Origin of the sequence: Acinetobacter sp. SFA (genome assembly GCF_001647535.1) — a bacterium.
In the GTDB taxonomy this organism is placed as follows: domain Bacteria; phylum Pseudomonadota; class Gammaproteobacteria; order Pseudomonadales; family Moraxellaceae; genus Acinetobacter; species Acinetobacter pecorum.
Genome location: NZ_LSZI01000005.1, coordinates 23222 through 47376, shown reverse-complemented (window position 1 = coordinate 47376; position 24155 = coordinate 23222). Strand labels below are relative to the sequence as shown.

Below are 24155 nucleotides of genomic sequence, written 5' to 3'. Positions count from 1 at the left end.
ATCAGGACATTATGCGTTTAAGCAGTTTAAAACTTTCAGGCTTTAAATCTTTTGCCGACAGTACCACCTTACATTTTAAAGATAATCGTACTGCGGTCGTGGGACCAAATGGTTGTGGTAAATCCAATGTCATTGATGCCATACGCTGGGTCATGGGCGAGTCCAGTGCGCGTCAGTTGCGTGGTGGCAGCATGCAGGATGTCATCTTTACCGGAACTGCCAAGCGTAAACCGGTCGGTATGGCCAGTGTGGAACTGCGCTTTGACAATACTTATGGCAAGCTCGGCGGTGCCTATAATGCCTATAATGAACTGGCGGTACGCCGGCAGGTCAACCGCGATGGCAAGTCCGAATATTTCCTGAATGGCAGCAAATGCCGTCGTCGTGATATTACCGATATTTTCCTTGGCACCGGTTTGGGTCCGCGTTCCTATGCGATTATTGAGCAGGGTATGATTAACCGTCTGGTCGATGCCAAGCCAGAGGAAATGCGGGTTTATATCGAAGAAGCGGCTGGGGTATCGCGCTATCAGGCGCGTCGCCGTGAAACCATGCTGCATCTGGATCACACCACACAAAACCTGTCGCGTCTGGAAGATATTGCTTCTGAACTGAAATCCCAGCTAAAAACCCTGAAACGTCAGTCGGAAAGTGCGATTCAATATAAAGAACTGGAAGGGCAGATCCGTACGATCAAGATTGAAATTCTGTCTTTTCAATGTGAGCAGAGCCAGCGCTTACAGGAAGAATATACCCTTGAGATGAATACGCTCGGGGAAAAGTTTAAGCTGGTGCGTTCTGAACTGACTACCGTAGAACATGATTTAGGCAGTACCAGTGAACTGTTCCAGCGTCTGATTCAGCAATCCACCCCTTTGCAAAGCGAATGGCAACAGGCCGAGAAAAAACTGGCTGAACTGGAAATGACACTGCAGCAAAAGCAGTCTTTGCTGGAGCAGAATTCTACAAGTCTGGTTAAACTGGAACAGCAAAAAGCCCAGACCAAAGAGCGTTTGCAGTTGATTGAACTGCAACTCGATACTTTACAGCAGCAATTTGAAGATCAGCAGGCACAATTGCAGCAACAAGATGGCCAGAGTCAGACGCATAGTCAGAATCTGAGTGAGCTCAAATCCCAGCAGAGTACAATTACAGCGCAATTCGCACAGATTAAAACTCAGGTCGAACAGCAGCAACAGCGTAAATTGCAAATGCTGGCTCAAAGCGAGCAACTGGCAAAGAATATTGAACGGATTGAACAGCAGAAACAGACGCTACAACAGCAAAGCACACAGATTCAGCAACAGGCGCAGCAAGATGAGCTGGAGCAGTATCAGACAGATAAAGCACAGGCTGAACAGCAAATCGTTGGCTATGAAATTCAATTAACAGATTTAAGAACTCAATTCGAGCAGATTCAGGAAGAGCAGGCGACCCAACAACAGCGCTTGATGCAGCTCAAATCTGAAATTCAGGTGCTACATTCAGAACAGAAAAACCTGAGCCAATTACTGACCAAAGCCAACCCGAATAGCAAGAGTGATGCGGTCCAGCTGATGCATGTACTTAAGCTCAATGATGCAGGCAAGGCACATGCCAGCCTGATCGAAAAGTTTCTGGCAAAATGGCTGTCTGCCCAGATTCTGGCCGAGGGCGAGCACTTCCTTGAAGATTGTGCACGTCAGTTAAAACAACAGGCTGTTCAGGATAAAATTCAGATTTCCAATACGATGTGTCTGGCCGACTGGATTGAATCTCCACATTATTCACTGTGGCAACAAGTCGCGGTCGTAGATACATTAGCACAAGCATTACCGCTTCAAACTGAGTTATTACAAGGCCAGACATTACTGAGTTTAGATGGCTATCATATTGGTGCAGACTGGGTCATTGCTCTGGATTATGATGAAGCCAGTCAGGCCGGACAAGGTGCTTTAAGCCATCGAATTCGACTGGATGAAATAGAGCAGCAGCTTGCGAAACTTGAACCTGAGTTTATGCAGCTGGAGCAGCAGTTACCTGAACTCACCGATCAGGTTAAAACTTTGCAAAGCCAGATTCAGAGTATCAGCGAGCAGCAGAAACAAGCTCAAAAACAGCTGCAGCAGCTCGATGTCAAGATTGCCAAAGTACAAAGCAGTGCGCAGGCTTTCGCATTGCAAAAGCAGCAATTACAGCATCAGCTGCAACAACTGGATGAGCAGCTTGAAGAAGATGCCATGCAAAAAGACGATCTGGAAATTGATCTGCATGCCCTGAATCTAAAGCTGGAACAGGCTTTACCGAATTATAAAACCCTGCAATTTCAGCTAGAAGAATTGAGTGCTCAGTTAGATGACTCGCAGCAGCTTAGCCAGCAAGCGCAGCAGGAACTGGAATTGCTACGCCGTCAATGTGTGCAAAGCCAGCAGCAGATCGAATTACTGGAAAAAGATCAGGTATTCCTGAAAGAACAGTTTCAGCAAATTACTGCACAAATCGAACAGGCCAAGAAATTTGTCGATCCGGTACAGCTAGAATTGCCTGCTTTACAGAGTCAGTTTAATGAACAGGCGCAGATCACTGAAAAGCTGCAAAAGACCTGGTCCGACTGGCAGGTTGAGTTAAATCAGGTGCAGAGCAAGCAGCAGCAGCTGACCGAACAGCGTCACAGCTTCCAGCAGCAGGATGAACAGCTGCGTAGTGAGCTGGAAGCCAAACGTTTAGCTTGGCAGGCAGCCAAATCTGATTTGCAGCATTATTCAGAACAGCTGAAAGAACTGAACCATGATGTCATTAGCGGCTTAAATATTGATATTAAGGCCCATCAGGCGAAGCTGGAAAAAGCCCAAACCCAGTTCGATAAACTCGGCGCAGTCAATCTGGCGGCTTCTGAAGAATATGAAGAAGTATCAAAACGTTACGAGGAACTGAGTCACCAGATGCAGGATCTGGAAAATACGGTTGAACAGCTACAGGCTGCGATGAAAAGTATTGATCAGGAAACCCGTAAACTGTTTATGCACACTTTTGATCAGGTCAATGCCGAGCTGCAAAACCTGTTTCCGAAAGTATTTGAGGGCGGTGAAGCGAGTTTAAGTCTTGAAGATGGATGGCAATCGGGTGTAAAACTAATGGCCCGACCACCAGGCAAGCGTAACAGTTCACTCGCGTTACTTTCTGGCGGGGAAAAGGCTTTAACTGCCTTGGCATTGGTCTTCGCAATTTTCCGCTTAAATCCGGCACCATTTTGTGTACTGGATGAAGTCGATGCACCCCTGGATGATGCCAATGTGGGACGTTTTTGTAATTTAGTCAAAGAGCTTTCTGAACAAGTGCAATTTATTTATATTACCCATAACAAACTTGCAATGATGATGGCGACTGATCTTTTAGGTGTAACCATGCCTGAACCGGGAACCTCAAAATTAGTGACAGTAAATTTGGAACAGGCAAAAGAATACGGCTTAGCTGCGGAGGTATAATATGGAAATCACCACCATTATCGGGATTGTTATTGCAATTATCATCATGCTGTTGGGCATCAGAATGTTGCTCAAAAAACCTGTCGAGGCAGCTCCTTCATTGGATGCCAGCCTGCATATCGACCCGGATAGCCAGACCCCTGTCATTCCTCGGCATGTACGATCGCAACTGGCAAAGCAGGACGCAGATTCAACACAACGCATAGAGCCCAGCCTGAGTGCAGGTGAACCGGCTCCTGAAAAGCCTTCCGCCTTTCGTAAGGCTGGATCAACTCCGGTTGAGCCAAAAGCGGTTGAAACTCCTGTATCTGCCCAGTCAGGCGATGTGACAGAGGCTAAAGTGGTGGCAACGTCGGTCGCGACAGAAGCAGCCGACACAGCAATAGAGCAAAAGCCGGCTGAAACAGAACAGGAAAACAATCACCTCGAAAATAAAGATAAAGCTGCCGAATTCAGTCTGAACAGCAATATTGAAAAAGCTGAAATTTCTGAATTTAATGATGAAAGCAGTATTCTGGATGCACATCTGCATGAACAGAAAATAGTGGATGAAGAAAGTGCATTATCCAGTGCTGAGACCATTATTTCTTTGCATATCTATCCGCAAGGTCGTGTACTTTCAGGTGATAAAACTTTGAAAGTTTTACTGAAATATGGTTTGCGTTATGGCGAGCTGGCCTGTTTTCACCGTTATAGTGAAGATGGTTCAAAACTGCTGTTTTCGGTACTGCAAATGACTGATACAGGTATGGAAGGCTTTGATCTGGAAACCCTGTCGACTCAGGAAGTCAAAGGTCTGGCATTCTTCCTGGCTTTACCGCATAGTGATGTACAAAATGCTTTTGATACCATGGACAGTATTTCGCGGTTAATTGCTCGTGAAGTGGATGGTCTGGTCTATGATCAGAACCAGCAGGAATTCACGCCGCAATTACGTGAATTCTGGCGCCATCAGGCAATTGATTATCGCCCGGGACAGGCCACCTGATTCGCAGGTTGCTTTGTTCAATCTCCAAGTTGAATCTGTAGACTGCAATTTTTATAATAGCCAAAAGCTGAATATTCTACAGGGCGGATTTTCCGCCCTTTTTTATGGTGAAATTATGACCCAAGATGCCACTGTGATTGCGCAAATGCGTCAATTGATTCAACTGCTTGCCAAGCATAATCATGCTTATTATGTGATGGATCAACCGAGCATTGAAGACAGTGAATATGATCAGCTCTTTCATCAGCTCAAAGCCTTAGAAGAACAATATCCACACTTGCAACAGCCCGATACACCAACTATCAAGGTGGGGGGGCAGGCACTTGCAAAATTTGTAACTGTCACGCATGCCGTGCCGATGCTGTCTTTGGGGAATGTGTTTAATCAGGAAGATCTGCTGGCTTTTGCCCGCCGTATTGAAGAACGTTTGCCAAATCAAAAAATTGAATATGATGTTGAGCTGAAATTTGATGGCCTGGCGATTTCACTCTGGTATGAACATGGCGTACTGGTGCGCGGTGTCACGCGTGGTGATGGCGAAACGGGTGAAGATATTACCCAGAATGTCAAAACCATCCGTAACCTGCCAAAATTCCTGCCTCCAGTCAATGGAATTATTCCAGAGCTTCTGGAGGTACGTGGCGAAGTATTGATGCCCAAGTCTGGATTTGAACGTCTGAATGCTGCCAATGCCGCCAAGGGCGAAAAAACCTTTGCCAATCCGCGAAATGCTGCTGCAGGCAGTTTACGTCAGCTAGATCCGAATATTGCTGCTTCACGACCATTAGCATTTTATGCGTATGGTATTGCCCAGTGTATACCGCCTCATGGTCAAAGCACCATGTCGGGCAGTCTGGAATGGCTGCAACAATTTGGCTTTGCTGTAGGTGAGTGCCATTTTGTCTGTAGCAGCATTGAAGAAGTGCAGCAGGTTTACGAGCAGGTCATGGAGAAACGTCCGAAGCTGAGCGTTGAAATTGATGGCATGGTAATCAAGGTCAATGATCTGAAACAGCAACAAAAATTAGGTTTTCTGAGCCGGGAACCACGCTGGGCCACTGCCTATAAATTCCCTGCAGTGGCTGCACTGACCACAGTAGAAAATATTGACTGGCAGGTAGGCCGTACCGGGACCCTGACGCCGGTCGCACGTTTAAATCCGGTTGCAGTCGGTGGCGTTACGGTTTCCAATGTGACCTTGCATAATATCGGTGAAATTCACCGTTTAGACGTAAGAATCGGGGATACAGTCAGCGTATACCGCAGTGGTGATGTGATTCCCAAAGTCGAAAAGGTCTGGCCGGAATTTCGCCCAGTCGATGCGGTAGAAGTGCATTTACCGGCCAATTGTCCGGTATGTGATTCGCCAGTAGTGATGCCGGAAGGTGAAGCATTGGCTCGCTGTTCTGGCGAACTCTATTGTGCTGCGCAGCGGATCGAAACCATTCGTCACTTTGTGTCGCGTAAGGCCATGGATATCGAAGGGCTGGGTGATCGCTGGGTAGAGTCACTGCTACATCTAAATCTTCTGAAAGATGTATCAGATATTTATCATCTGCATGAGCACCGTGAGCAGTTACTCCAGATCGAAAAAATGGGGGAAAAATCGGTCCAGAATTTAGTTGATTCTATCGAGAACAGCAAGAAAACCACACTGGCAGCTTTCATCTATGCACTCGGTATTCGTGGCGTGGGAGAAACTACGGCACGTATGCTGGCCAATACTTTCCAGACCTTGGAAGCATTACGCGATGCTGATATTGAAGCATTAAAGAAAACCCCGGATGTCGGTGATATTACTGCTGAGTGGATTGTGGATTTCTTCCAGGCCCCACATAACCTGGAAGTTCTGGATCGTTTGCTGGCAGCAGGCATTCACTGGGATGCACCAATTGCACCAACGCGCCAGCCATTGAATGGTGAAAGCTGGGTCGTGACTGGCACTTTAAGTTCGATGGGACGTGATGAAGCGACTCAATTATTACAGGCATTAGGTGCCCGGGTTAGCGGGAGTGTGTCTAGCAAAACCAAATGTGTAGTTGCGGGTGAAAAAGCCGGCTCAAAACTGGACAAAGCAGAAAAGCTTGGCGTACCGGTAATTAATGAAGAACAATTTATTGCCTTGATGCAGAACTATGGCCAGCTTGAGGGCTGATTTTTCCGAGATTTCTTAGAATTTTAGTTCATAAAAAAGCCACCAGAAGGTGGCTTTTTTATTAATAGAAGAAAAAATTAAGGAATATATTTTTTGACCAGACCATCATCCAGCAGCTGCTGGAAATGTTCGACCAGACTTTCATTCACAGGACGGTATTCGATGCCGAGCTCATCCTTGCTTTTTCGTGCATTGAAGAAAATTGGATAACCCATATTTAATTCAACAAACTTGCGGCTAAAGCCTGCCACAGGACCAAACAGCTTGAAGGCAGTTTTCGGCAGTTGATTGCGCGGGAACGGGAATTTAGGACCAAACGCTTTACGCAGGATTTTACCCATTTCCAGCAGGCTTAAAGTCTCACTACAGACAATATAGCGACCGTGCGCTTGTGGGTTAAACGCAGCACGGATATGTGCTTCAGCGACATCCTGAACATCGACCACGCCATTCCACATCGGTGGAACGCCAAGCAGGGTCATGCCGTTGGCAAACTGTTGCAGGACTTCTACGCTGCCAGACTGGGTATTTGGCGTTAAGGATTGCCCAAAAACCAGTGCAGGATTGATACAGACCAGATCCCAGCGATCCTGTGCTTCAGCCATTTCCCAAGCTTTACGTTCTGCCATAACCTTGGAGTATGGATAAGGCTGATGGGTTTCTGAACTGGTGGTATTCCAGTGTGATTCATCAAAGCTGGTGTGCTCGGTTGGCAAAATATCAATCGCATCACCATAAGTTGAAGCAATACTTGACGTCACGATCACACGCCGGACCGATTCGGTTTTATTGACACTGTTGAGCACATTTTGCGTACCCAAAATCGCAGGTTCAATAATATCCTTGAGCGCATCTTTATAATTGGTCACCACAAAAGGCGAAGCCATATGAAAGACAATCTCACAGCCTTGCATGGCTGCATCAAAAGAACCTGGCTTGAGCAGATTGGCTTCAAACAGTTTAAGTGTGCCCGGACTGCTGTCAGCAATTTGTTCCAAATGCGTATAACTCTGGCTTTTGTTTAGATCACGTACCGTGGCATGTACGGTATAACCTTGTGTCAGAAGTTTCTGGATCACCCAGCTGGCAATATAGCCAGATGCACCGGTCACCAGAACAGGTGCTGTACTGTGTTGTAATGTCATATTTTAACCATTGTTGTTTTAACTTCGCATCGTCGTCACAATTATGCACGAACCAGACCAAACTAGTGAGTCCAAGACAAAAATAAGTAACAAGATAAGTGCTTATTAATATTTACAAAAATAAACGTTTGAATATTCCAGCCAGTTCATCTGAATAAAGCGGGTACAAAAAATGCAACACCTTGTTTTATAAATGGGATTTGGCCTAACAGAGAGCGTAAATGCAAGTGCTTCTCATTTTAATTATATAAAAATCATATATTTACAATAATTTTAATTTTGCAAATCAAAAATCTTTTCTCCATAATAGCAAGATAAAAGCAGGGAGTAATGCAAATGCGCGGTAATCCAGAAGTCGTAGATTATTTAAATATGCTGATCGGTGGCGAACTGGCTGCTCGTGACCAATACCTGATTCACTCTCGTATGTATGAAGATTGGGGTCTGACTAAAATCTTTGAACGCATCGATCATGAAATGCAGGAAGAAGCACAGCATGCAGATGCCCTGATCCGTCGTGTCCTGTTCCTGGAAGGTACGCCGAATATGCAGCGAGATGATATTGAAGTGGGTGCAGATGTTGTGACTTGTCTGAAAGCTGACCTCAAGCTTGAATATCATGTGCGTGAAAAACTGGCTCAAGGGGTAAAACTTTGCGAAGAGCAGGGTGATTATGTAACCCGTGACATGCTGCGCCAGCAAATGTCGGATACTGAAGAAGATCATACCTACTGGTTAGAAAAACAGTTACGCTTGATCGAGCTGATTGGTCTGCAAAATTATATTCAGTCACAAATGTAAAATATGCAGTTATAAAAAAACCCAGCATTTGCTGGGTTTTTTTATAACTGATGACTTAAGAATTATTATTACTCACGATCCCGATTTTTTTGACTTCCAGCCGTTGAGCTGCCGCCATGACCATGGCGATATGCTTATATTCTGTCGCACGATCTGCCTTGATTTTAATCTGATCCTGATCCGCTTTTTGCGCTACTGTCTTGAATAAGTTTTCCAGAGCCTGGGTATTCTCTACTGGTTGATCATTCCAGAAAATCTTACCTTGTGCATCCAGACGTAATTCCACCAGCTCAGGCGGTTTTTCTTCGGTTACAGGCGGTGTGCCATTTGGCAGGTCAATATTAATCGAGTTGTTTGGTAAAGGAATTGTGATGATAAACATAATCAACAAGACCAGCATGACATCAATCAGTGGTGTCATGTTGACATCTAGCATCACATCATCATCTTGATTTGAACCAACATTCATACCCATAAACTTAATCCCTCTTTGTGCTTAAGGTGTAGCGGGCGGAGTGGTGACAAAAGCAATTTTGCCAATACCCGCTTGCTGGGTCGTGCTGATCACCTGATCAATTGCCTCATAAGGCGTTATCTGATCACCACGGATATGCACTTCAGGCTGCGGACGTTTCTGGGCTTCTGCCTGTAAACGGGTCAGTAAAACTGATTTATCTGCGATATAGATTTCGTTCCAGAAAATATCACCTGTTTTGTTGACTGCCAGCTGGATGTTTTCCGGTTTGGTTTCATACGGTACATTTCTTTCTTCGGGTAGATCGACAGGTACGGTATGAATGGCAACCGGTACAGTAATCAGGAAGATAATGAGCAGAACCAGCATAATATCAACCAAAGGGGTGGTATTAATGGTTCCAATTACCTCATCATCGCTGTCGTTTGAATTGACCATCATTCCCATGGCTGATGCCTCACTCTTATTTCACGTCACGATTAACAGGATTATTGGTTGTAATTTCACCGCTGAGTAATACTGCGTGTAAATCAGAACCAAAAGTACGCACTTCTTCCATGACCGCTTTATTACGGCGAGTCAACCAGTTGTAGCCCAGTACTGCCGGTACAGCGACGGCCAGACCGATTGCAGTCATGATCAGTGCTTCACCCACTGGACCTGCTACTTTATCAATCGAAGCCTGACCAGAAACACCAATCGCGGTAAGCGCGTGGTAGATACCCCAAACCGTACCAAACAGGCCAACAAAGGGTGCAGTAGAACCGACTGTGGCAAGGAAGGCCAGGCCACCACTCAGATGGTTCTGGATTTTGTCGATTGCACGGGAAATCGAAATGGTGACCCAAGTATTGAAATCAATACGTTCAAGTAAATTACCACCATGATTTTGGGTCGACTTGATACCTTTTTCTGCAATAAAACGGTAAACGCTGGCTTCATTGAGGTTTTGGGCTGCGTTATCCAGAGAAGACGATTCCCAGAACTGGTGTTCAGCTTCCTTGGCTTGCTTACGAATCTTGCCTTGTTGCAGGCATTTGCTGATCATGATGTACCAGGTACCAATCGACATAATCAATAGAATGAACAGGGTAATTTTCGAAACAATATCACCTTCTTTCCACATGGCTTCCAGACCATAAGGATTATATCCAGCCTTTTCATCCTTAGCTTCAGCTGATAATGGCGGCGGGGTCGGTGTAGCCGCTGTTGCTGGTGTTGTTACCGCTGTTTCAGTGACAGCACTGGTATTGGGTGTAGCAGACTGTTCTGCAAAAACTGCTTGTAAAGGCAATAAAGTGCTCATGGCAATTACGCCGGCAGCAGTCATATTTTTTAAAGGTTTTAGTGATTTTTTCATCATAGATCTCCTGATTTTTTTCTTTATCTGTTGTATCTGTTAGTCAAGGACAAATTCATATGGAATGTCATACCAAGATTCTTGCGGTTCGCCATTTTTCATTGCCGGCTTAAAGGTACATAAACTGAAGGCCTTCGATGCTGCACGATCCAATGCACGGCTCCCGCTCGACTTTTTCACCTTCGCATCCTGGACCTTGCCAGCAGTATTTACATATACAGAGATCAGCACTTCACCTTGTTCTTCATTCATTAGTGCATCACGTGGATAGTCTGGGCGTTTACAACCCGCTTCACCTTGAGAAACACCACGAGTGACTCCAGAAGGTTGAGGTGGAGCTGGTGCTGGAGCGGCTGCAACAACTGGAGCCGGGGCTGCTACTGGACTTGGCGAAGGACTGGCTGCAACAGGGGTAGGTACTGCAACAGTTGTCGGTTGAGTCGGCGTTGGAAGTGTTTTCTGTACAGGAACGACTTTTTCAACCGGTTTCACTTCAGGCACTTGTGCCACTTTCTCCACTATTTTGGGTGGTTCAGGTGGTGTTTCTTTTGGTGGTTCAGGTTCAGGCGGCTTAATATCCTGAATGATCATCAGTTCTACCGGCTGTTCTGACGGCTTTATTATTTCTTTTGCCATACCAGCTATCAGCACCAGGCCCACCAGAATATGCAATAAAATTACCACCCCAATACCAGTCAGTTTTTTGGCGGAGTTTTTTTCTAAGTCTTCAAACTTTGTGCCCATCATGACTCCTAGAATTTAAGACAAACAGGAAATAGTGCACTGATGAGAAAATTATTTTTAGTTACAGGCTGCATTATTTTTTGTTTGGCCAAAATTAAACGGGGAAAACTGCAAACACCGCTTGGCAGCAGTGTTTGCAAAGTGATTAATTAAAAGAATTTATAAGTACCGCGTAAGAAGTAGCTACGGCCTGTAGGGTCACCATGACGAGGGTCATAGCCATATTGTGCATTGTTGGTTGCATCAGACGCAGGTGGTTCTTTATCAAACATGTTCTTGATCCCTGCAGTCAATTCAAGGTTCTTGAATCCTTTATATGTTCCTGCAAAGTTGTAAACCATCCATGCACCTACATCACGTGTTTCTGAAAAATCTTTATATCCACGGATATATTGTTGCTCCAGCAACATTCTCCAGTTTTCATAAGTCCAGTTCACATTGGCAATATGTTTCCAGCGAACGACTGCCGGATCATCATAAATACCTACGTAATCTTCCCATTCACCACCTGGTTCTATTTGGTAATCCATTTTGATGACATAAGTCCCATCAATTCCGAAACCAAAACGGCCAGTCGCTGTCATTGGACTTAAATAGTTCAGACTGAGGTCGATCCCTTGAGTTTTTAGGCCACCCATATTTTGTAAGGTCGTATTTAAATACTGGATACGGCCATCTGGTGCATAAACAATCAGGTTGCCATAGCGATCAAGATCATCAAAAATCATATCTGGAGAGACTGTACCGACCAGATCTTCAATCTTGATGTTGTAATAATCGGCTGTGAAAACCAGGTTCTTGATTGGCTCGTAGACAAAACCGGCAGTATAAGAAGTTGACTCTTCAGGTTGTAAGTCCGGGTTACCGCCTTGTTTACGTTTAAACTGCATACCGCACTGATCGGCAAACTGAAGGTTGTTCGGTGTGCCATCAGCATTACAGAAACGCGGGTTATTGAAAGGTGAACTGGTATAGGTTTCGCTTTGCGGAGAGTTTATTTCCCATAAGCTCGGTGCACGGAAACCTGTGCTATATGAAGTACGGAACATGAGCTCTTTTACCGGCTCCCAACGTAGCGAGGCTTTCGGATTGAAAGAATCGCCAAAGTCGCTATAGTCATCATAACGTGCAGCAAGTTGAGCTTCTAACCCGGCTACGATTGGTATGTGAAATTCAGTAAATATTGCAGTGATATCGCGATCACCTTTACTGATTGGTTTGTCCGGGTCTATACCACTGCCTGGCACCTGACGGACAAGATCGGAATTTATTTTGGCTTCCCAGTCTTGGGTAGTGTAACTACCACCTACGGCAAAACCGACCTCACCTGCAGGCAATTCATAGATAGGACGGCTTAGGGTGAAATCCACGGTAGTTGAATCTAGCGTTGCCTGATTTGTCGGACCTGCGACATCAAAAGTAGACCATTTTCCGGCATCTTCCGGTGCTTGAGGGCCAAACGGGTTGAGTGTGCCGTCATTCAGGGCTGCCTGGACTCTACTTTGGTTTAAGTAACCGCTGACGAAATTATCAGTCGCTTCGCCTTTGGCATAAGTTACACCACCGTTGAGGTCCCAGCCGTAGGCTTCACCTTCGATTCCAGCAAAGATCCGGTTGGATTCATTCTCTGATTTAGATACACGGTTGCCAGCCTGGGAACGTAAATAAAGTATTGAGGATGTGCCTGTCAAGCCGGGAATATCTGGAGTGATTCCTTGACCAGGATAGTATTTGCTGCTGTCTGGAATAGTCAGGCTACCACCCCATACATCAGGTGCAATAGAAGTGGTCACTTCGCTTTTAGTGTAAACATATTCCGCGACCGCGTTTAATGAATCGGTAAGTTTTAAGGTACCTTTCGCTAAAGCGGAGAAGGCTTCTTCATCCGGAGTAATACCAATTAATGCCTGTGTATTCAGCAGGCAGCGTGTGCCAGAGATAAACGTATTTGGAGCATTATTACAGTTCTGGTTGATATAAGGGTTAACTATACCCACGCCTGGATTTGAAATATTTGCTGGAAAGCCAGCAGTCGAACCGATCGCCATCCCTAGTTCAGGAATCAGACCGCCGCGGCGGCTGACTTTGCGGTCTTTCGCCATGATCATGTCGGACGTACGATAATCGATTACCCCATAGACGTTGAATCCTTGCTCGTCCAGATCACCATAGCCACCGAAGATGGAAACATCATATTCATCCCCATTCTTGTGTTCAGGTAATTGAAGTCCACCAGATATGCCAAAACCTTGGTATTCTTTCTTGAGAATGAAGTTGATTACCCCGGCAATAGCATCTGCACCATACACGGCAGAAGCACCATCGCGTAGCACCTCAATACGTTCAACCATAGCGAGTGGAATAATATTTAAGTTAACTTCAGATGTACTGAAAGGACTGTTGGCCAGACGGCGACCATTTAATAAAATCAGGGTCTTATCGGTACCAATACCACGAAGGTTGGCAGAAGAGCCTGAAGTATTACTTTTACCAATATTCTGGGATACAGCAAAACCGGCCTGATTGGCGCTGACCCTATTCAGTGCTTCCTCAACAGTGGTGACCCCCTGATTCACCAGATCTTCAACTTTAAGTACAGTAATTGGTGATGCACTCTGTGCAGCTACCCCTTTAATAGATGAACCCGTTACTGTCACTTTTTGCACCTTGGTCGGCTGCGTAGCGGAGTTTTCTGGTTCATCGGCTGCATGTGCCAAAGACAAACACATCATACTTAAGGTAAGCGTACTTAACTTGAGTATTGTTTTGCCAACTGTTGGAGCCCCCATAGATCCGACTAGTTTGTTTATTTTCATCGTAAAGTTCACCTTTCTTGTTGTGTGAAGATAATGCTGTATTCTTTTTAAGCAAAGCAAGTGCCAACTTAGCTGTAATTCTTATAAAAATATTGAATATATTGAGAAATGTTTACTTTATAAGGATTTATAAAGAAAGAACTTGTGCGTCATGGAAAGCAGACAGGCTGTATTGGAAAATATAAGAAAAAATGATATTGAAAATCAGTATTAATTGTTTTCTAGTAAGTGTTATTTAGAAAATATGTGAAATAGTTCACATTTAAAAATTCTGTAACATAGATATGAAATGGGCTGTAGAGAATAATTGATCAATTATTGATCATGCTCTTAGTTATTAAAATATAAAGGATTATTTTTTTAGTTATAAATTGAAAAGTTGAGATGTGCTATAAAATGACTCACGGGTGAATTATTTTTGTGCAATATAATGAAAGTCATTGTAGGATTAATGTAATAAATATTTCGGAATTTATCTGAATAATTTTCTAAATCATTATTATTTTAAATAATTAATAAAAATATGTTTTTTGCTGTAAAAAGAACTTAATTACTGCTTGAAACTTAGAGTGGCATGAAATTAGCTTTCAAACGCTGGAGTCATAAGATAGGCTGAGTGTTGAAAAATAAAAAACATGCAGCCAATCAAAAAAAGATAGATGCTTTCAAAAAAACTTAATCGTTTAAATAGCTTAAATAAACAAAAATAGGTATGAATTTGAAATCAGCAATTATAAGGATGACAGTTTTAGCGCTGGCAGTGGTATCCGGGGAAATAACCTTAGCAAAATCACCTGCACAACCAGATAAGGTTTTAAACCTGGCTTTCGAAGCACCTGATGATGGTTTTGATATGGTCAAAACTTATAATTTTTATAGTGGTAGCGTTGCCGAGGCTATTTTTGAACCTTTGTTACGTTATGACTATCTGGCGCGGCCGGCAATCCTGGTACCAAATACCGCCGAATCCTTACCCAAGGTTGAGCAGGATGGGAAAGTCTATACCTTTAAAGTCAAGCCGGGAATCTACTTCAGCCCAGATCCGGCATTTCAGGGCAAGAAGCGTGAACTGGTGGCGCGTGATTATATCTACTCCATGCAAAGGATCATGGATCCCAAAAATCATTCTCCTTCTTTTTCTTTTATCGAGGGAAAAATCCTTGGGGCAGATCAGGTCATCCAGCAGGCTAAAAAAACTGGCAAGTTCAACTACGATGCAGCTATTCCCGGTTTAAAAGCACTAGACAAATATACTTTACAAATTACCCTGACCCGTTCCGACCTGAATTTTCCATATATTCTGGCCTATGTGGCTTTTAGTGGTACCGCACGAGAAGCGATCGAACATTATGGTCATCGGGCAGGTCAGCATCCGGTTGGAACAGGGGCGTATCAATTACACAAATATGTGCCGCGTAGCCGTATTGAACTGACTGCCAACCCGAATTATCGTGGTTTTGTCTGGAACTTTAAGGGTGATGGTTCTGAATGGGATCAACGTATTGTCAAAGCCATGCAAGGCAAGCAGATGCCGCAAATTGGCAAGATCAAAATCAGTATTATTGAAGAGGAACAGTCTCGCTGGCTGGCTTTAAAGTCTGGACAACTGGACTATGACAAACTCACTGCGAGCGGCGCCGAACAGGCCCTGGAAAATAAGCAGCTGAAAAGCGAATACAAGAAAAAAGGCATCCTGCATTATCCGAATAAAGAACCGGAAATTACCTATACCATCATGAATATGCGTGATCCGTTAATTGGTGGGAATTCACTGGAAAAAATTGCCTTACGTCGTGCTCTCGCCTTGTCCTATAACCAGAAAGAAGCTATCCAGCAGTTGTACAAAGGTCATGCCGATAAAGCTGAAATGATTTTGCCAGAGGGAGTGGGTGGACATGACCCGAAGTATAAAAGCAGTATTGCTTATAACCCATTATTGGCCAATAAACTGCTTGACCGCTTTGGCTATAAGAAAGGTGCTGATGGTTACCGAACCTTGCCTGATGGAAAGCCTTTGATACTAAAAATGAATTCGACCAGCTCAAGCTCTTCGGTGATTTCTGCAGAGTTATGGAAAAAGAATCTGGATGCGATCGGGGTACGAATTGAGTTCAAGGTCAGTAATTTTGCTGACAATTTAAAAGAAGCCACCCAATGCAAACATATGATGTGGGGTGGAGCCTGGATTGCGGATTATCCGGAAGGGGAAAACTTTGCCCAGTTACTGTATGGGCCAAATGCGCAGCAAGGCAACCTGAGTTGCTATACCTCAAAAGCCTATGACGCGTTGTACCAGACCGCGATGAAACTGCCGCCGCAGCAGCGGATGCCATATTATGAGCAGATGAACCGTCAGATGGAGGCCGATAATCCATGGATTCTGCACAATACCCGGATACGTAACTGGTTGATTCATCCGCATGTACAGGGCTTTAAAGCCCATCCGGTGACCAGAGCAGTTTGGCAATATATGGATATTGAACCTGTTAAAAAATAACTTGAGAAGATTAAGAACCAGTATGAATGTGAATAAAAATACTTTAAAAAAACTGGCCAGTGGGGTGTTAGTGGCCGGTTTGATGATGGCAGGGAGTGCATCGACATGGGCCAGCAATCCTGCCAACCCGAATAAGGTTTTAAAAACAGTATTTCTGGCAGCTGAAACCGGTTTTGATCCGGGCTATATCCATGACCGTTATTCGGCCAAGATTAACTCGGCGATTTTCGAAACCTTATATACCTATGATTATCTGGCCTCACCGGCAAAATTAGTGCCATTGACTGCAGTCAGTCTGCCTCAAGTGAGTGCGGATGGCCTGACTTATACCATCAAAATCAAAAAGGGTATTTACTTTGCCGATGATCCGGTCTTTGGCGGTAAAAAACGTGAACTGACCTCGTATGACTATGCTTATAGCTTGAAACGTCTACTGGACCCAAAGCTGCATTCACCGAACAGCTGGTTGCTGGATGGCCGAATTAAAGGGCTGGACGCATGGATGGCCCTAACCAAAAAGAATGGCAAAGCCTATGAAAATCCGTTTGAAGGTATTCAGACCCCAGACCGCTATACCTTGGTATTAAAGCTGAATAATCCGGATCAGAACTTTCCGATGTTGCTGGCACATGGGCCTGCCGCTGCAGTAGCTCGTGAAGTGATTGAAAAATATAAAGACAAGGCGGGGTGGGTCATGAATAGGCCAGTGGGAACTGGTCCTTATGTGCTCAGCCGCTGGACACCAGGCTCACGGATTATCTTAAAACCAAATCCAGCTTATCGTGGTTTTGTCTGGGACTTTAAAGCCAGTGGTGCAGAAGATCAGGCCATTGTAAAAGCCATGCAGGGCAAAAAAATGCCTCAAATCGGCACTATTGATGTGCGTGTTATTGAAGAAGCGCAATCCCGGATGCTGGCATTTAAGAAAAATGAACTGGACCTGCTCGAAATTGAGGGCGATATCGTCGTACAGGCGCTCGATGGCGATAAATTAAAGCCTGAGCTGGCCCAGCAGGGGGTGAAGCTGTCACGTATTTTAGAGCCCTCCATTAGTTACCATTACTGGAATATGCAAAATCCGGTCGTGGGTGGTTTCGCGCCAGAAAAAATTGCCTTACGTCGAGCCATGGCAATGGCATTTTCTGTAGAAAACATGATCAATGTATTACTTAAGGGAGATGGAGCAAAACTGCACATGCCTATTCCCCCAGGAGTAGCAGGTTATTCACCGTCCTATAAAAGCAGTATTCCCTATTCAGTCAAAGCAGCCAACATGTTACTCGACCGCTATAACTACAAGATCGGTGCAGATGGCTGGCGAAAGACGCCTGAAGGTAAACCTCTGGTGATTGAACTGATTACTGGGAATACCAGTCGGGGCCAGCAGCAGGGTGAATTCTGGAAAAAGACCCTGGACAGTATCCATATTCAGCTGACCAGTAAGGCCATGCCATTCGCTGAAGGCATCAAGCTGGAAAAGCAATGTAAAACCATGTTCAAGAGTTCTGCATGGATTGCCGATTATCCAGACGCTGACAATTTTATGCAGTTGTTCTACGGCAAGAATGTCAATGTCACCAACAATGCCTGTTTCAAGCATCCTGAATTTGATCGTCTATACGAGCAAACCCAGAGCATGCCGCCAGGTCCAGAGCGTGATCTGCTCTATCGCAAAATGACCAGGATTCTGGAAGTCAATATGCCGACCCTGATGCTCTATAGCACCTACCGTAACGCCTTGACCCAACCCCAAATTATCGGACATAAGTCCCATCCGATTCTGTCTTCAGAATGGATGTATATCGATATTAATACGAAAAAGTAAGAAAAAATATGGAGATGAATATGAAGTTAAAGCCTTTAAAATTAAGTACCTTATGTTTAATGATAATGGGGGGGTATCAAGGTGTAGCGGCAGATACCCAAGTACAGCTACTGCCATTGTTCAAGGCTGCAGAAATTCCGTCTTTATGTGATGCCAGCCTGGCTTCCATGCAAAAAGATATCCAGATATTTGAAAATAAGAAAATTAAAGATAATGCCAAGGCAGGACCTTATCTGGCTGAATGGGATGAATTGCATGCCAAAGCCCGTGATTTCGGTGCTGCAGTAGGGTTGTACAGTAATGTCGATCCGGATCCTGCATTGCGTCAGGCAGCCGATGACTGTGAACTTAAAATCAGCAAATACCAGACCACCCTGTATCAGAATCCTAAACTGTATGCTCAGTTCAAGAAACTGAAAGCCAGTGATCCGATTGATCAGAAATTTTTAGAAGATATTCTGGAGCAGTTTGAGAACACCGGGGTACAACTCAGTGCAGAAAAACAGAAACGACTGAAAGAAATTATTGAAGAAAGTACCAAACTGGGGCAGGATTTTTCCAAAAATGTGCGGGATAACCCTGAAAAAGTTGAATTTACTCCAGCTGAAATGAAAGGTCTGCCAGAAAGTTACATCGCAAATTTAAAGAAAAATGAAAAGGGCAATTATCTGCTTGGCTTTGATTATCCGGAATACCAGCCTTTTATGGAGCTGGCAGAAAGTGATGAAGCACGCAAACGCTACCAGACCGCTTACACGCGTCGCGGGACTGAACAAAACCTGCAATTCATGAAAAAAGCCATTGATCTGCGTTATGAAATGGCACAACTTTTTGACAAGGAAAGCTATGCCCATTCTGCGCTTGAATTCCGCATGGCCAAAACTCCGGAAGCAGTGAACGGTTTTCTGGATGAGGTTTATGCCAAAGTTGCACCTCTAGAAAAGCAGGATGTAGAACAATTACGCCAGTTCAAGGCTGAAACTTTAAAAGTTCCAGTAGAGAAAGCAGAAATTACACGTTGGAATCAGGGTTACTGGAGTGAAAAACTGCGTCAGGCCAAATACAAGGTAGACCAGGAAAAATTGCGGGATTATTTCCCGACAGAAGCATCGCAAAAATGGTTATTCGCTATTTCTTCGGAACTCTATGGCATTGAGTTCAAGCCGGTGAAAGTCAAGGCTTGGCATGATGAAGTGGAATATTATGCGGTACATGACAAGGCTACGGGCGAATTCCTGGGCGGATTATATGTCGATAAATACCCGCGTGAAGGCAAATATGGGCATGCAGCTGTCTGGGGAGCTTATGGCGGCAGTACCCTGAATCAGCGTCGTCCGGTATCGGTACTGGTAACCAATTTTAACCGTAAGGGCTTGAATAGCAACGAACTGGAAACCTTTGTGCATGAAATGGGGCATGCCTTGCACGGGATTCTATCGAAAACCCGCTATACAGAACAGTCTGGTACCTCGGTAGAGCGTGACTTTGTAGAAGCGCCGTCACAGATGTATGAAGAGTGGGCACGCCGTCTGGAAACCTTGTCAAAAGTAGCGGATTACTGTGAGCCGGCATGTCCTCGGGTGGATGCTGCCATGACCGAGCGCTTAAAGAATGTGAAGAATTACGGTCGAGGCCTGCATTATGCCCGTCAGGCTTTATATGCCCAATATGATATGGCCTTGCATGGTAAAGATGCAAAAAACATTGAGCCTTTAAAACTCTGGCAGGATATGGAAGGTAAAACCGCCTTGGGTTATGTCAACGGTCAGCAGTTCCCGGGACAATTCGGGCATCTGATGGGCGGCTATCAGGCAGGTTACTACAGCTATATGTGGTCTGAGGTCATTGCCCTGGATATGCTTTCCTCCTTTGGTGATCAGCTGATGGACAAGAAAGTCGGTGCACATTATCGCAATACGGTCTTGGCTCAAGGTGGTCAAAAGCATGGCGAGCAAATGGTGAAAGACTTCTTGGGTCGTGATCCGGACAGCAAAGCTTTCTTTAATGAAATCTCTGGAAAAAATTAAGGAAGGCAAGCGATGCTGGCATATATTATTCGACGGCTTTGGCAAATGATCCCGACCATGCTCGGGGTGATTTTGCTGATATTCCTGCTGTTTAACTGGGTAGGTGGAGACCCTGCCTATATTCTGGCCGGTAAAATGGCCAATGCGGAACAGATTGAGAACATCCGTCAGCAACTGGGTGTGGATCAACCGTATTACGTACAACTCTGGATCTTTATCAAGCAGATTTTAACCTTTGATTATGGGGTGAGCTGGAGTACCGGGGAATCGGTGGCACAGATTATCACCACCCGTTTGGGACCCTCACTAACCATTCTGATTCCACTGACCATTCTGCAAACTATTATTTCTATCATTCTGGCTTTGGGTGTGGCTTCGGTTCGTGGTTCTTTGACTGATCGCATGATCATGATGCTATGTACGATCGGTATGTCGATCAGTATTCTGGTGTACATCATCGTGTTCCAGTATTTCCTAGCCTATGAACTGAGCTGGTTCCCGGTACAGGGCTGGAGCGATAATTTCGCTGACAACCTTTTCAAATATGCCTTGCTACCTGTGCTGATTATGTTGGTGGTGAGTATTGCACCAACACTACGTCTATACCGTAGTTTTGTACTGGATGAAGTCAATCAGGACTATGTACGTACTGCGCGTGCCAAAGGCCTAGGTGAAAACCGTATCATGGGCGTGCATGTCCTGCGCAATGCCTCCATTCCGATTATTACCGATGTGATGGCAGGACTTCCCGCACTGCTGATCGGTGCTTTCCTGATTGAGCGTTTTTTTGGTATTCCGGGAATTGGCCGTGAAGTTATTATTGCGGTAGAACGTTCCGATTTTCCTGTGATTAAAGCCATTACGGTCTATGTCGCTGCTGCGACCATGATATTCAACCTGATTGCCGATCTGATCTATAAATGGGTCGATCCGCGTGTACAGTTGAAGTAGGTGAATTATGCTGAGTGCGATATTTAAAAAAGAACAAGCGGCTGAAGCAGCACCTGAGTCGGCTTCAACAGGCTTATGGCAACTGGCTATGCGCCGTTTGAAACGTGACCGGATTGCCATGTTTTCCCTGTATGTGGTGCTGTTTTATCTGCTGTTGCTGGTGCTGTCAATGAGCGGCCTGATTGCCAAAGACTGGAATAAAGAAGTGGCGGTCAGCTATGCACCGCCGAGTTTTATCAATGCAGCGCCAGTTCCGGTTGCATCTGATACAGAGCAGAGCGCAGAATCTGTGCCTCTACCGGTCAATCCAGTTGATCCCTTAAAAGATGTCATTGCTGAATTGAATGCTGAAATTGCTGCTGAGCAGGGTGCTGGTGCAGGCATCGATTATTATGGAGTGGTCGATCCGCTGGCAGAAGACATGAAGGCCATTAATCAGGAGCTCGGCGGCCAGCTGATGGATGAAAGTGGGGAACTCAAGCAAAGTCTGGTCTTCGGCGCCGATAAATGGGGGCAGGATGTTTTACAGAAAACCATTAAGGGGGCTGAAACCTCGATTCTGGTTGGACTGATTGCAGCCTTTGTCGCTGTACTGATTGGGACTGCACTGGGTGCAATAGCAGGTTACTTTGGTGGTTGGGTCGATGATGTCCTAAACTGGTTTTATAATATCTTTACTTCGATTCCCTATCTGTTGCTGGTTTTGGCGATTGCCGCAGTGTTACAGCAGAAAGGTATTTTATCAATTATCCTGATTTTAGGTCTGACTGGCTGGACCGGGGTTTTCCGTTTGGTTCGTGCCGAATACATGAAACATACGGCACGTGAATATGTGCTGGCTGCCAAGGCGATTGGCGTGAGTAATATGCGTCGTATGTTTGTCCATATTTTTCCCAATGTCAGCCATATTGCTCTGGTACAGATGTCTATTCTGGTGGTGGCATTTATCAAGTCCGAAGTCATTTTGAGCTTTCTTGGTTTCGGTGTGCCTATCGGGGTAGTGTCATGGGGCAGTATGCTAAACGAAGCGCAAAGCGAGCTGATTTTGGGTAAATGGTGGCAACTGGCAGCAGCCTCAATCGCCATGGCGGTATTGGTGACTGCTTTCTCGATGTTTACCGATGCACTCCGTGATGCATTAGATCCAAAACTGAAATAGGAGCGCAACGATGTCTGAAATCAATCCAAGCACAGTACCTGCGCTACTTCGCGTAGAAAATCTGCGAGTCAGTTTTAAAGGTGAAAATAAAGAATATATTGAGACCGTAAAAGGGGTTTCTTTCGAGATTCCGGCCAATACCACGGTTGCACTGGTAGGTGAATCGGGGAGTGGCAAATCGGTTACTTCTCTCGCTACTATGGGCCTGCTTCCGGCAGAAAGCGCACGTATTTCAGAAGATAGCCAGATCATCTTTGAAGGGAAAAACCTGCTCAAGCTTAAAACACGAGAAATGCGCCAGATGTGCGGCAAAGACATTGCCATGATTTTTCAGGAGCCAATGTCTTCGCTAAATCCGGTATTTACGGTAGGCATGCAGATTGCAGAAATCCTGCAACTACATTTGGGCATGAATAAAAAACAGGCGCGGCAACGTACTCTGGAGCTGCTCAAAGAAGTAGGGATCCCTGCGCCAGAAACTAAAATTGATGCCTATCCGGGGCAGCTTTCCGGTGGACAGCAACAACGGGTCATGATTGCCATGGCCATTGCCTGTGAACCTAAACTGTTGATTGCAGATGAACCGACCACAGCTCTGGATGTGACTATTCAAAAGCAGATTCTGGACTTGCTGGAATCGCTGCGGCAACGTCGCCAGATGTCGATGCTGTTTATTACCCATGATCTGGCATTGGTTGGTGAAATTGCTGATCAGGTGATTGTGATGCGGCATGGGGAAATCCGTGAACAGGGTCCGGTTCGGGAGGTGCTGGACCGGCCTCAGGACATGTATACCAAAGCCTTGTTACACTGCCGTCCACAATTATCGCAACGTCCGTTACGTTTGCCGATGATCAGCGATTTTATGAAACAGGATGGCTCAACCTGGCTGGAAGATATCCGTCTGAATACTCAGCTTCCGCAACGTTCACGTGGACTAAAGGGCGGAGAGGAAATTATTCTGGATGTACGGGATCTGAAAAAATCTTTTTATAGTCGTAAAGGACTGTTTGGCAAAGATGAATTTCAGGCAGTAAAAGGGGTTTCTTTCCAGCTAGCCAAAGGCAAGACCTTGGGGCTGGTCGGGGAATCCGGTTCAGGTAAAACTACCATCGGTTTATTGCTGATGCGTCTGCAACAGGCTACGGGTGGTAAGGCACTGTTTCAGGGTCGGGACATTCTGGACATGTCGGAACAGGAGTTTACCCAGTATCAACGTAAAATCCAGATCATTTTCCAGAATCCCTATGCTTCGCTGAATCCACGTTTTACTGTTGGACAAATCCTGATGGAACCGATGCAGATTCACAAGATTGGTCAGGATGATGCCGAACGCAAACAAATGGCTTTAGACCTGTTGGAGCGGGTCAGCTTGCCTGCACAGGCTTTTTATCGTTATCCGCATGAGTTTTCCGGGGGTCAACGCCAGCGGATTGCAATTGCACGTTGTCTGACTTTAAAACCTGAGATTTTAATCTGTGATGAATCGGTCTCGGCGCTGGATGTATCAGTACAGGCGCAAGTGCTGAATTTACTGCAAGATTTACAGGATGAATTTGGTCTGAGCTATATCTTTATTTCGCATGATTTATCGGTAGTGAAATATATTTCTGATCAGATCATGGTGATGAATCATGGGGAGCTGGTAGAAATCGCCAATTCAGATGAACTGTATCAATCACCACAGCATGAATATACCAAGCGTTTACTCGGGGCTATCCCGCAAGGGATTCCACAAAGTGCCTGAT

The 24155-nt window shown here is 45.1% G+C and carries 16 protein-coding genes; 10 read left to right on the top strand and 6 right to left on the bottom strand.

The features are described 5' to 3' along the window. Nucleotides 1–11 precede the first annotated feature (11 nt). From smc to ligA, 3 genes are all read left to right on the top strand, one after another. Nucleotides 12–3464 carry a chromosome segregation protein SMC gene (smc, locus tag AY607_RS03705; RefSeq protein WP_064101805.1) on the top strand — a complete coding sequence of 1151 codons (3453 nt, stop codon included), beginning with the start codon at nt 12–14 and terminating at the stop codon, nt 3462–3464. A 1-nt stretch (nt 3465) separates the two neighbouring features. Continuing rightward, entirely contained in the window at nt 3466–4452 is a 987-nt protein-coding gene (locus AY607_RS03700) for a cell division protein ZipA C-terminal FtsZ-binding domain-containing protein (RefSeq protein WP_064101804.1), read from the top strand. A gap of 115 nt (nt 4453–4567) precedes the next feature. Then, nucleotides 4568–6607 (top strand): NAD-dependent DNA ligase LigA, encoded by a 2040-nt coding sequence (gene ligA / locus AY607_RS03695; RefSeq protein WP_064101831.1) that lies wholly within the window; start codon nt 4568–4570, stop codon nt 6605–6607. A 77-nt stretch (nt 6608–6684) separates the two neighbouring features. On the opposite strand, the gene AY607_RS03690 is transcribed toward ligA, so the two are convergent. Continuing rightward, nucleotides 6685–7752 (bottom strand): SDR family oxidoreductase, encoded by a 1068-nt coding sequence (locus tag AY607_RS03690; RefSeq protein ID WP_064101803.1) that lies wholly within the window; start codon nt 7750–7752, stop codon nt 6685–6687. 336 nt (nt 7753–8088) lie between these two features. On the opposite strand from AY607_RS03690, the gene ftn reads away from it, so the two are divergent. Then, nucleotides 8089–8553, top strand: coding sequence for a heteropolymeric bacterioferritin subunit Ftn (gene ftn, locus AY607_RS03685; protein WP_064097009.1), 465 nt, complete (start codon nt 8089–8091; stop codon nt 8551–8553). Between the two features lie 55 nt (nt 8554–8608). Here the strand turns inward: ftn and AY607_RS03680 are convergent, their stop codons facing one another. The 5 genes from AY607_RS03680 to AY607_RS03660 all read right to left on the bottom strand — a co-directional run bounded on the left by AY607_RS03680 (nt 8609) and on the right by AY607_RS03660 (nt 13948). Further along, a complete protein-coding gene (locus tag AY607_RS03680) occupies nt 8609–9028 on the bottom strand; it encodes an ExbD/TolR family protein (protein WP_064097008.1) in 420 nt (139 codons plus the stop codon). A gap of 21 nt (nt 9029–9049) precedes the next feature. Beyond that, nucleotides 9050–9475, bottom strand: a complete 426-nt coding sequence (locus tag AY607_RS03675; protein ID WP_064097007.1) for an ExbD/TolR family protein — start codon at nt 9473–9475, stop codon at nt 9050–9052. 16 nt (nt 9476–9491) lie between these two features. Then, nucleotides 9492–10391 carry a MotA/TolQ/ExbB proton channel family protein gene (locus tag AY607_RS03670; protein ID WP_171255270.1) on the bottom strand — a complete coding sequence of 300 codons (900 nt, stop codon included), beginning with the start codon at nt 10389–10391 and terminating at the stop codon, nt 9492–9494. A gap of 36 nt (nt 10392–10427) precedes the next feature. Further along, on the bottom strand, nt 10428–11132 hold the full coding sequence (locus tag AY607_RS03665; RefSeq protein ID WP_064101801.1) for an energy transducer TonB: 705 nt from the start codon (nt 11130–11132) through the stop codon (nt 10428–10430). 149 nt (nt 11133–11281) lie between these two features. Continuing rightward, nucleotides 11282–13948, bottom strand: coding sequence for a TonB-dependent receptor (locus AY607_RS03660; protein WP_064097004.1), 2667 nt, complete (start codon nt 13946–13948; stop codon nt 11282–11284). A gap of 739 nt (nt 13949–14687) precedes the next feature. Between AY607_RS03660 and AY607_RS03655 the strand changes: the two genes are divergently transcribed. From AY607_RS03655 to AY607_RS03630, 6 genes are read left to right on the top strand one after another with little or no spacing between them, the layout of a single operon-like run. Then, nucleotides 14688–16445, top strand: coding sequence for an ABC transporter substrate-binding protein (locus AY607_RS03655; protein ID WP_064101800.1), 1758 nt, complete (start codon nt 14688–14690; stop codon nt 16443–16445). Between the two features lie 22 nt (nt 16446–16467). Further along, complete coding sequence (locus AY607_RS03650; RefSeq protein ID WP_064097002.1) at nt 16468–18270, top strand: ABC transporter substrate-binding protein; 1803 nt, start codon at nt 16468–16470, stop codon at nt 18268–18270. A gap of 20 nt (nt 18271–18290) precedes the next feature. Further along, a complete protein-coding gene (locus tag AY607_RS03645; protein WP_064097001.1) occupies nt 18291–20297 on the top strand; it encodes a M3 family metallopeptidase in 2007 nt (668 codons plus the stop codon). Between the two features lie 12 nt (nt 20298–20309). After that, a complete protein-coding gene (locus tag AY607_RS03640) occupies nt 20310–21248 on the top strand; it encodes an ABC transporter permease (RefSeq protein ID WP_004279216.1) in 939 nt (312 codons plus the stop codon). Nucleotides 21249–21255: 7 nt separating this feature from the next. Further along, on the top strand, nt 21256–22407 hold the full coding sequence (locus AY607_RS03635; protein WP_064097000.1) for an ABC transporter permease: 1152 nt from the start codon (nt 21256–21258) through the stop codon (nt 22405–22407). Between the two features lie 10 nt (nt 22408–22417). Continuing rightward, a complete protein-coding gene (locus AY607_RS03630) occupies nt 22418–24154 on the top strand; it encodes an ABC transporter ATP-binding protein (protein WP_064096999.1) in 1737 nt (578 codons plus the stop codon). Nucleotide 24155 lies beyond the last annotated feature (1 nt).

Bases quoted from the DNA above. Each gene is read 5' to 3' on its own strand.
- smc (WP_064101805.1), top strand. From the start codon at position 12: ATGCGTTTAAGCAGTTTAAAACTTTCAGGCTTTAAATCTTTTGCCGAC.
- AY607_RS03700 (WP_064101804.1), top strand. From the start codon at position 3,466: ATGGAAATCACCACCATTATCGGGATTGTTATTGCAATTATCATCATG.
- ligA (WP_064101831.1), top strand. From the start codon at position 4,568: ATGACCCAAGATGCCACTGTGATTGCGCAAATGCGTCAATTGATTCAA.
- AY607_RS03690 (WP_064101803.1), bottom strand. From the start codon at position 7,752: ATGACATTACAACACAGTACAGCACCTGTTCTGGTGACCGGTGCATCT.
- ftn (WP_064097009.1), top strand. From the start codon at position 8,089: ATGCGCGGTAATCCAGAAGTCGTAGATTATTTAAATATGCTGATCGGT.
- AY607_RS03680 (WP_064097008.1), bottom strand. From the start codon at position 9,028: ATGGGTATGAATGTTGGTTCAAATCAAGATGATGATGTGATGCTAGAT.
- AY607_RS03675 (WP_064097007.1), bottom strand. From the start codon at position 9,475: ATGGGAATGATGGTCAATTCAAACGACAGCGATGATGAGGTAATTGGA.
- AY607_RS03670 (WP_171255270.1), bottom strand. From the start codon at position 10,391: ATGATGAAAAAATCACTAAAACCTTTAAAAAATATGACTGCTGCCGGC.
- AY607_RS03665 (WP_064101801.1), bottom strand. From the start codon at position 11,132: ATGGGCACAAAGTTTGAAGACTTAGAAAAAAACTCCGCCAAAAAACTG.
- AY607_RS03660 (WP_064097004.1), bottom strand. From the start codon at position 13,948: ATGAAAATAAACAAACTAGTCGGATCTATGGGGGCTCCAACAGTTGGC.
- AY607_RS03655 (WP_064101800.1), top strand. From the start codon at position 14,688: ATGACAGTTTTAGCGCTGGCAGTGGTATCCGGGGAAATAACCTTAGCA.
- AY607_RS03650 (WP_064097002.1), top strand. From the start codon at position 16,468: ATGAATGTGAATAAAAATACTTTAAAAAAACTGGCCAGTGGGGTGTTA.
- AY607_RS03645 (WP_064097001.1), top strand. From the start codon at position 18,291: ATGAAGTTAAAGCCTTTAAAATTAAGTACCTTATGTTTAATGATAATG.
- AY607_RS03640 (WP_004279216.1), top strand. From the start codon at position 20,310: ATGCTGGCATATATTATTCGACGGCTTTGGCAAATGATCCCGACCATG.
- AY607_RS03635 (WP_064097000.1), top strand. From the start codon at position 21,256: ATGCTGAGTGCGATATTTAAAAAAGAACAAGCGGCTGAAGCAGCACCT.
- AY607_RS03630 (WP_064096999.1), top strand. From the start codon at position 22,418: ATGTCTGAAATCAATCCAAGCACAGTACCTGCGCTACTTCGCGTAGAA.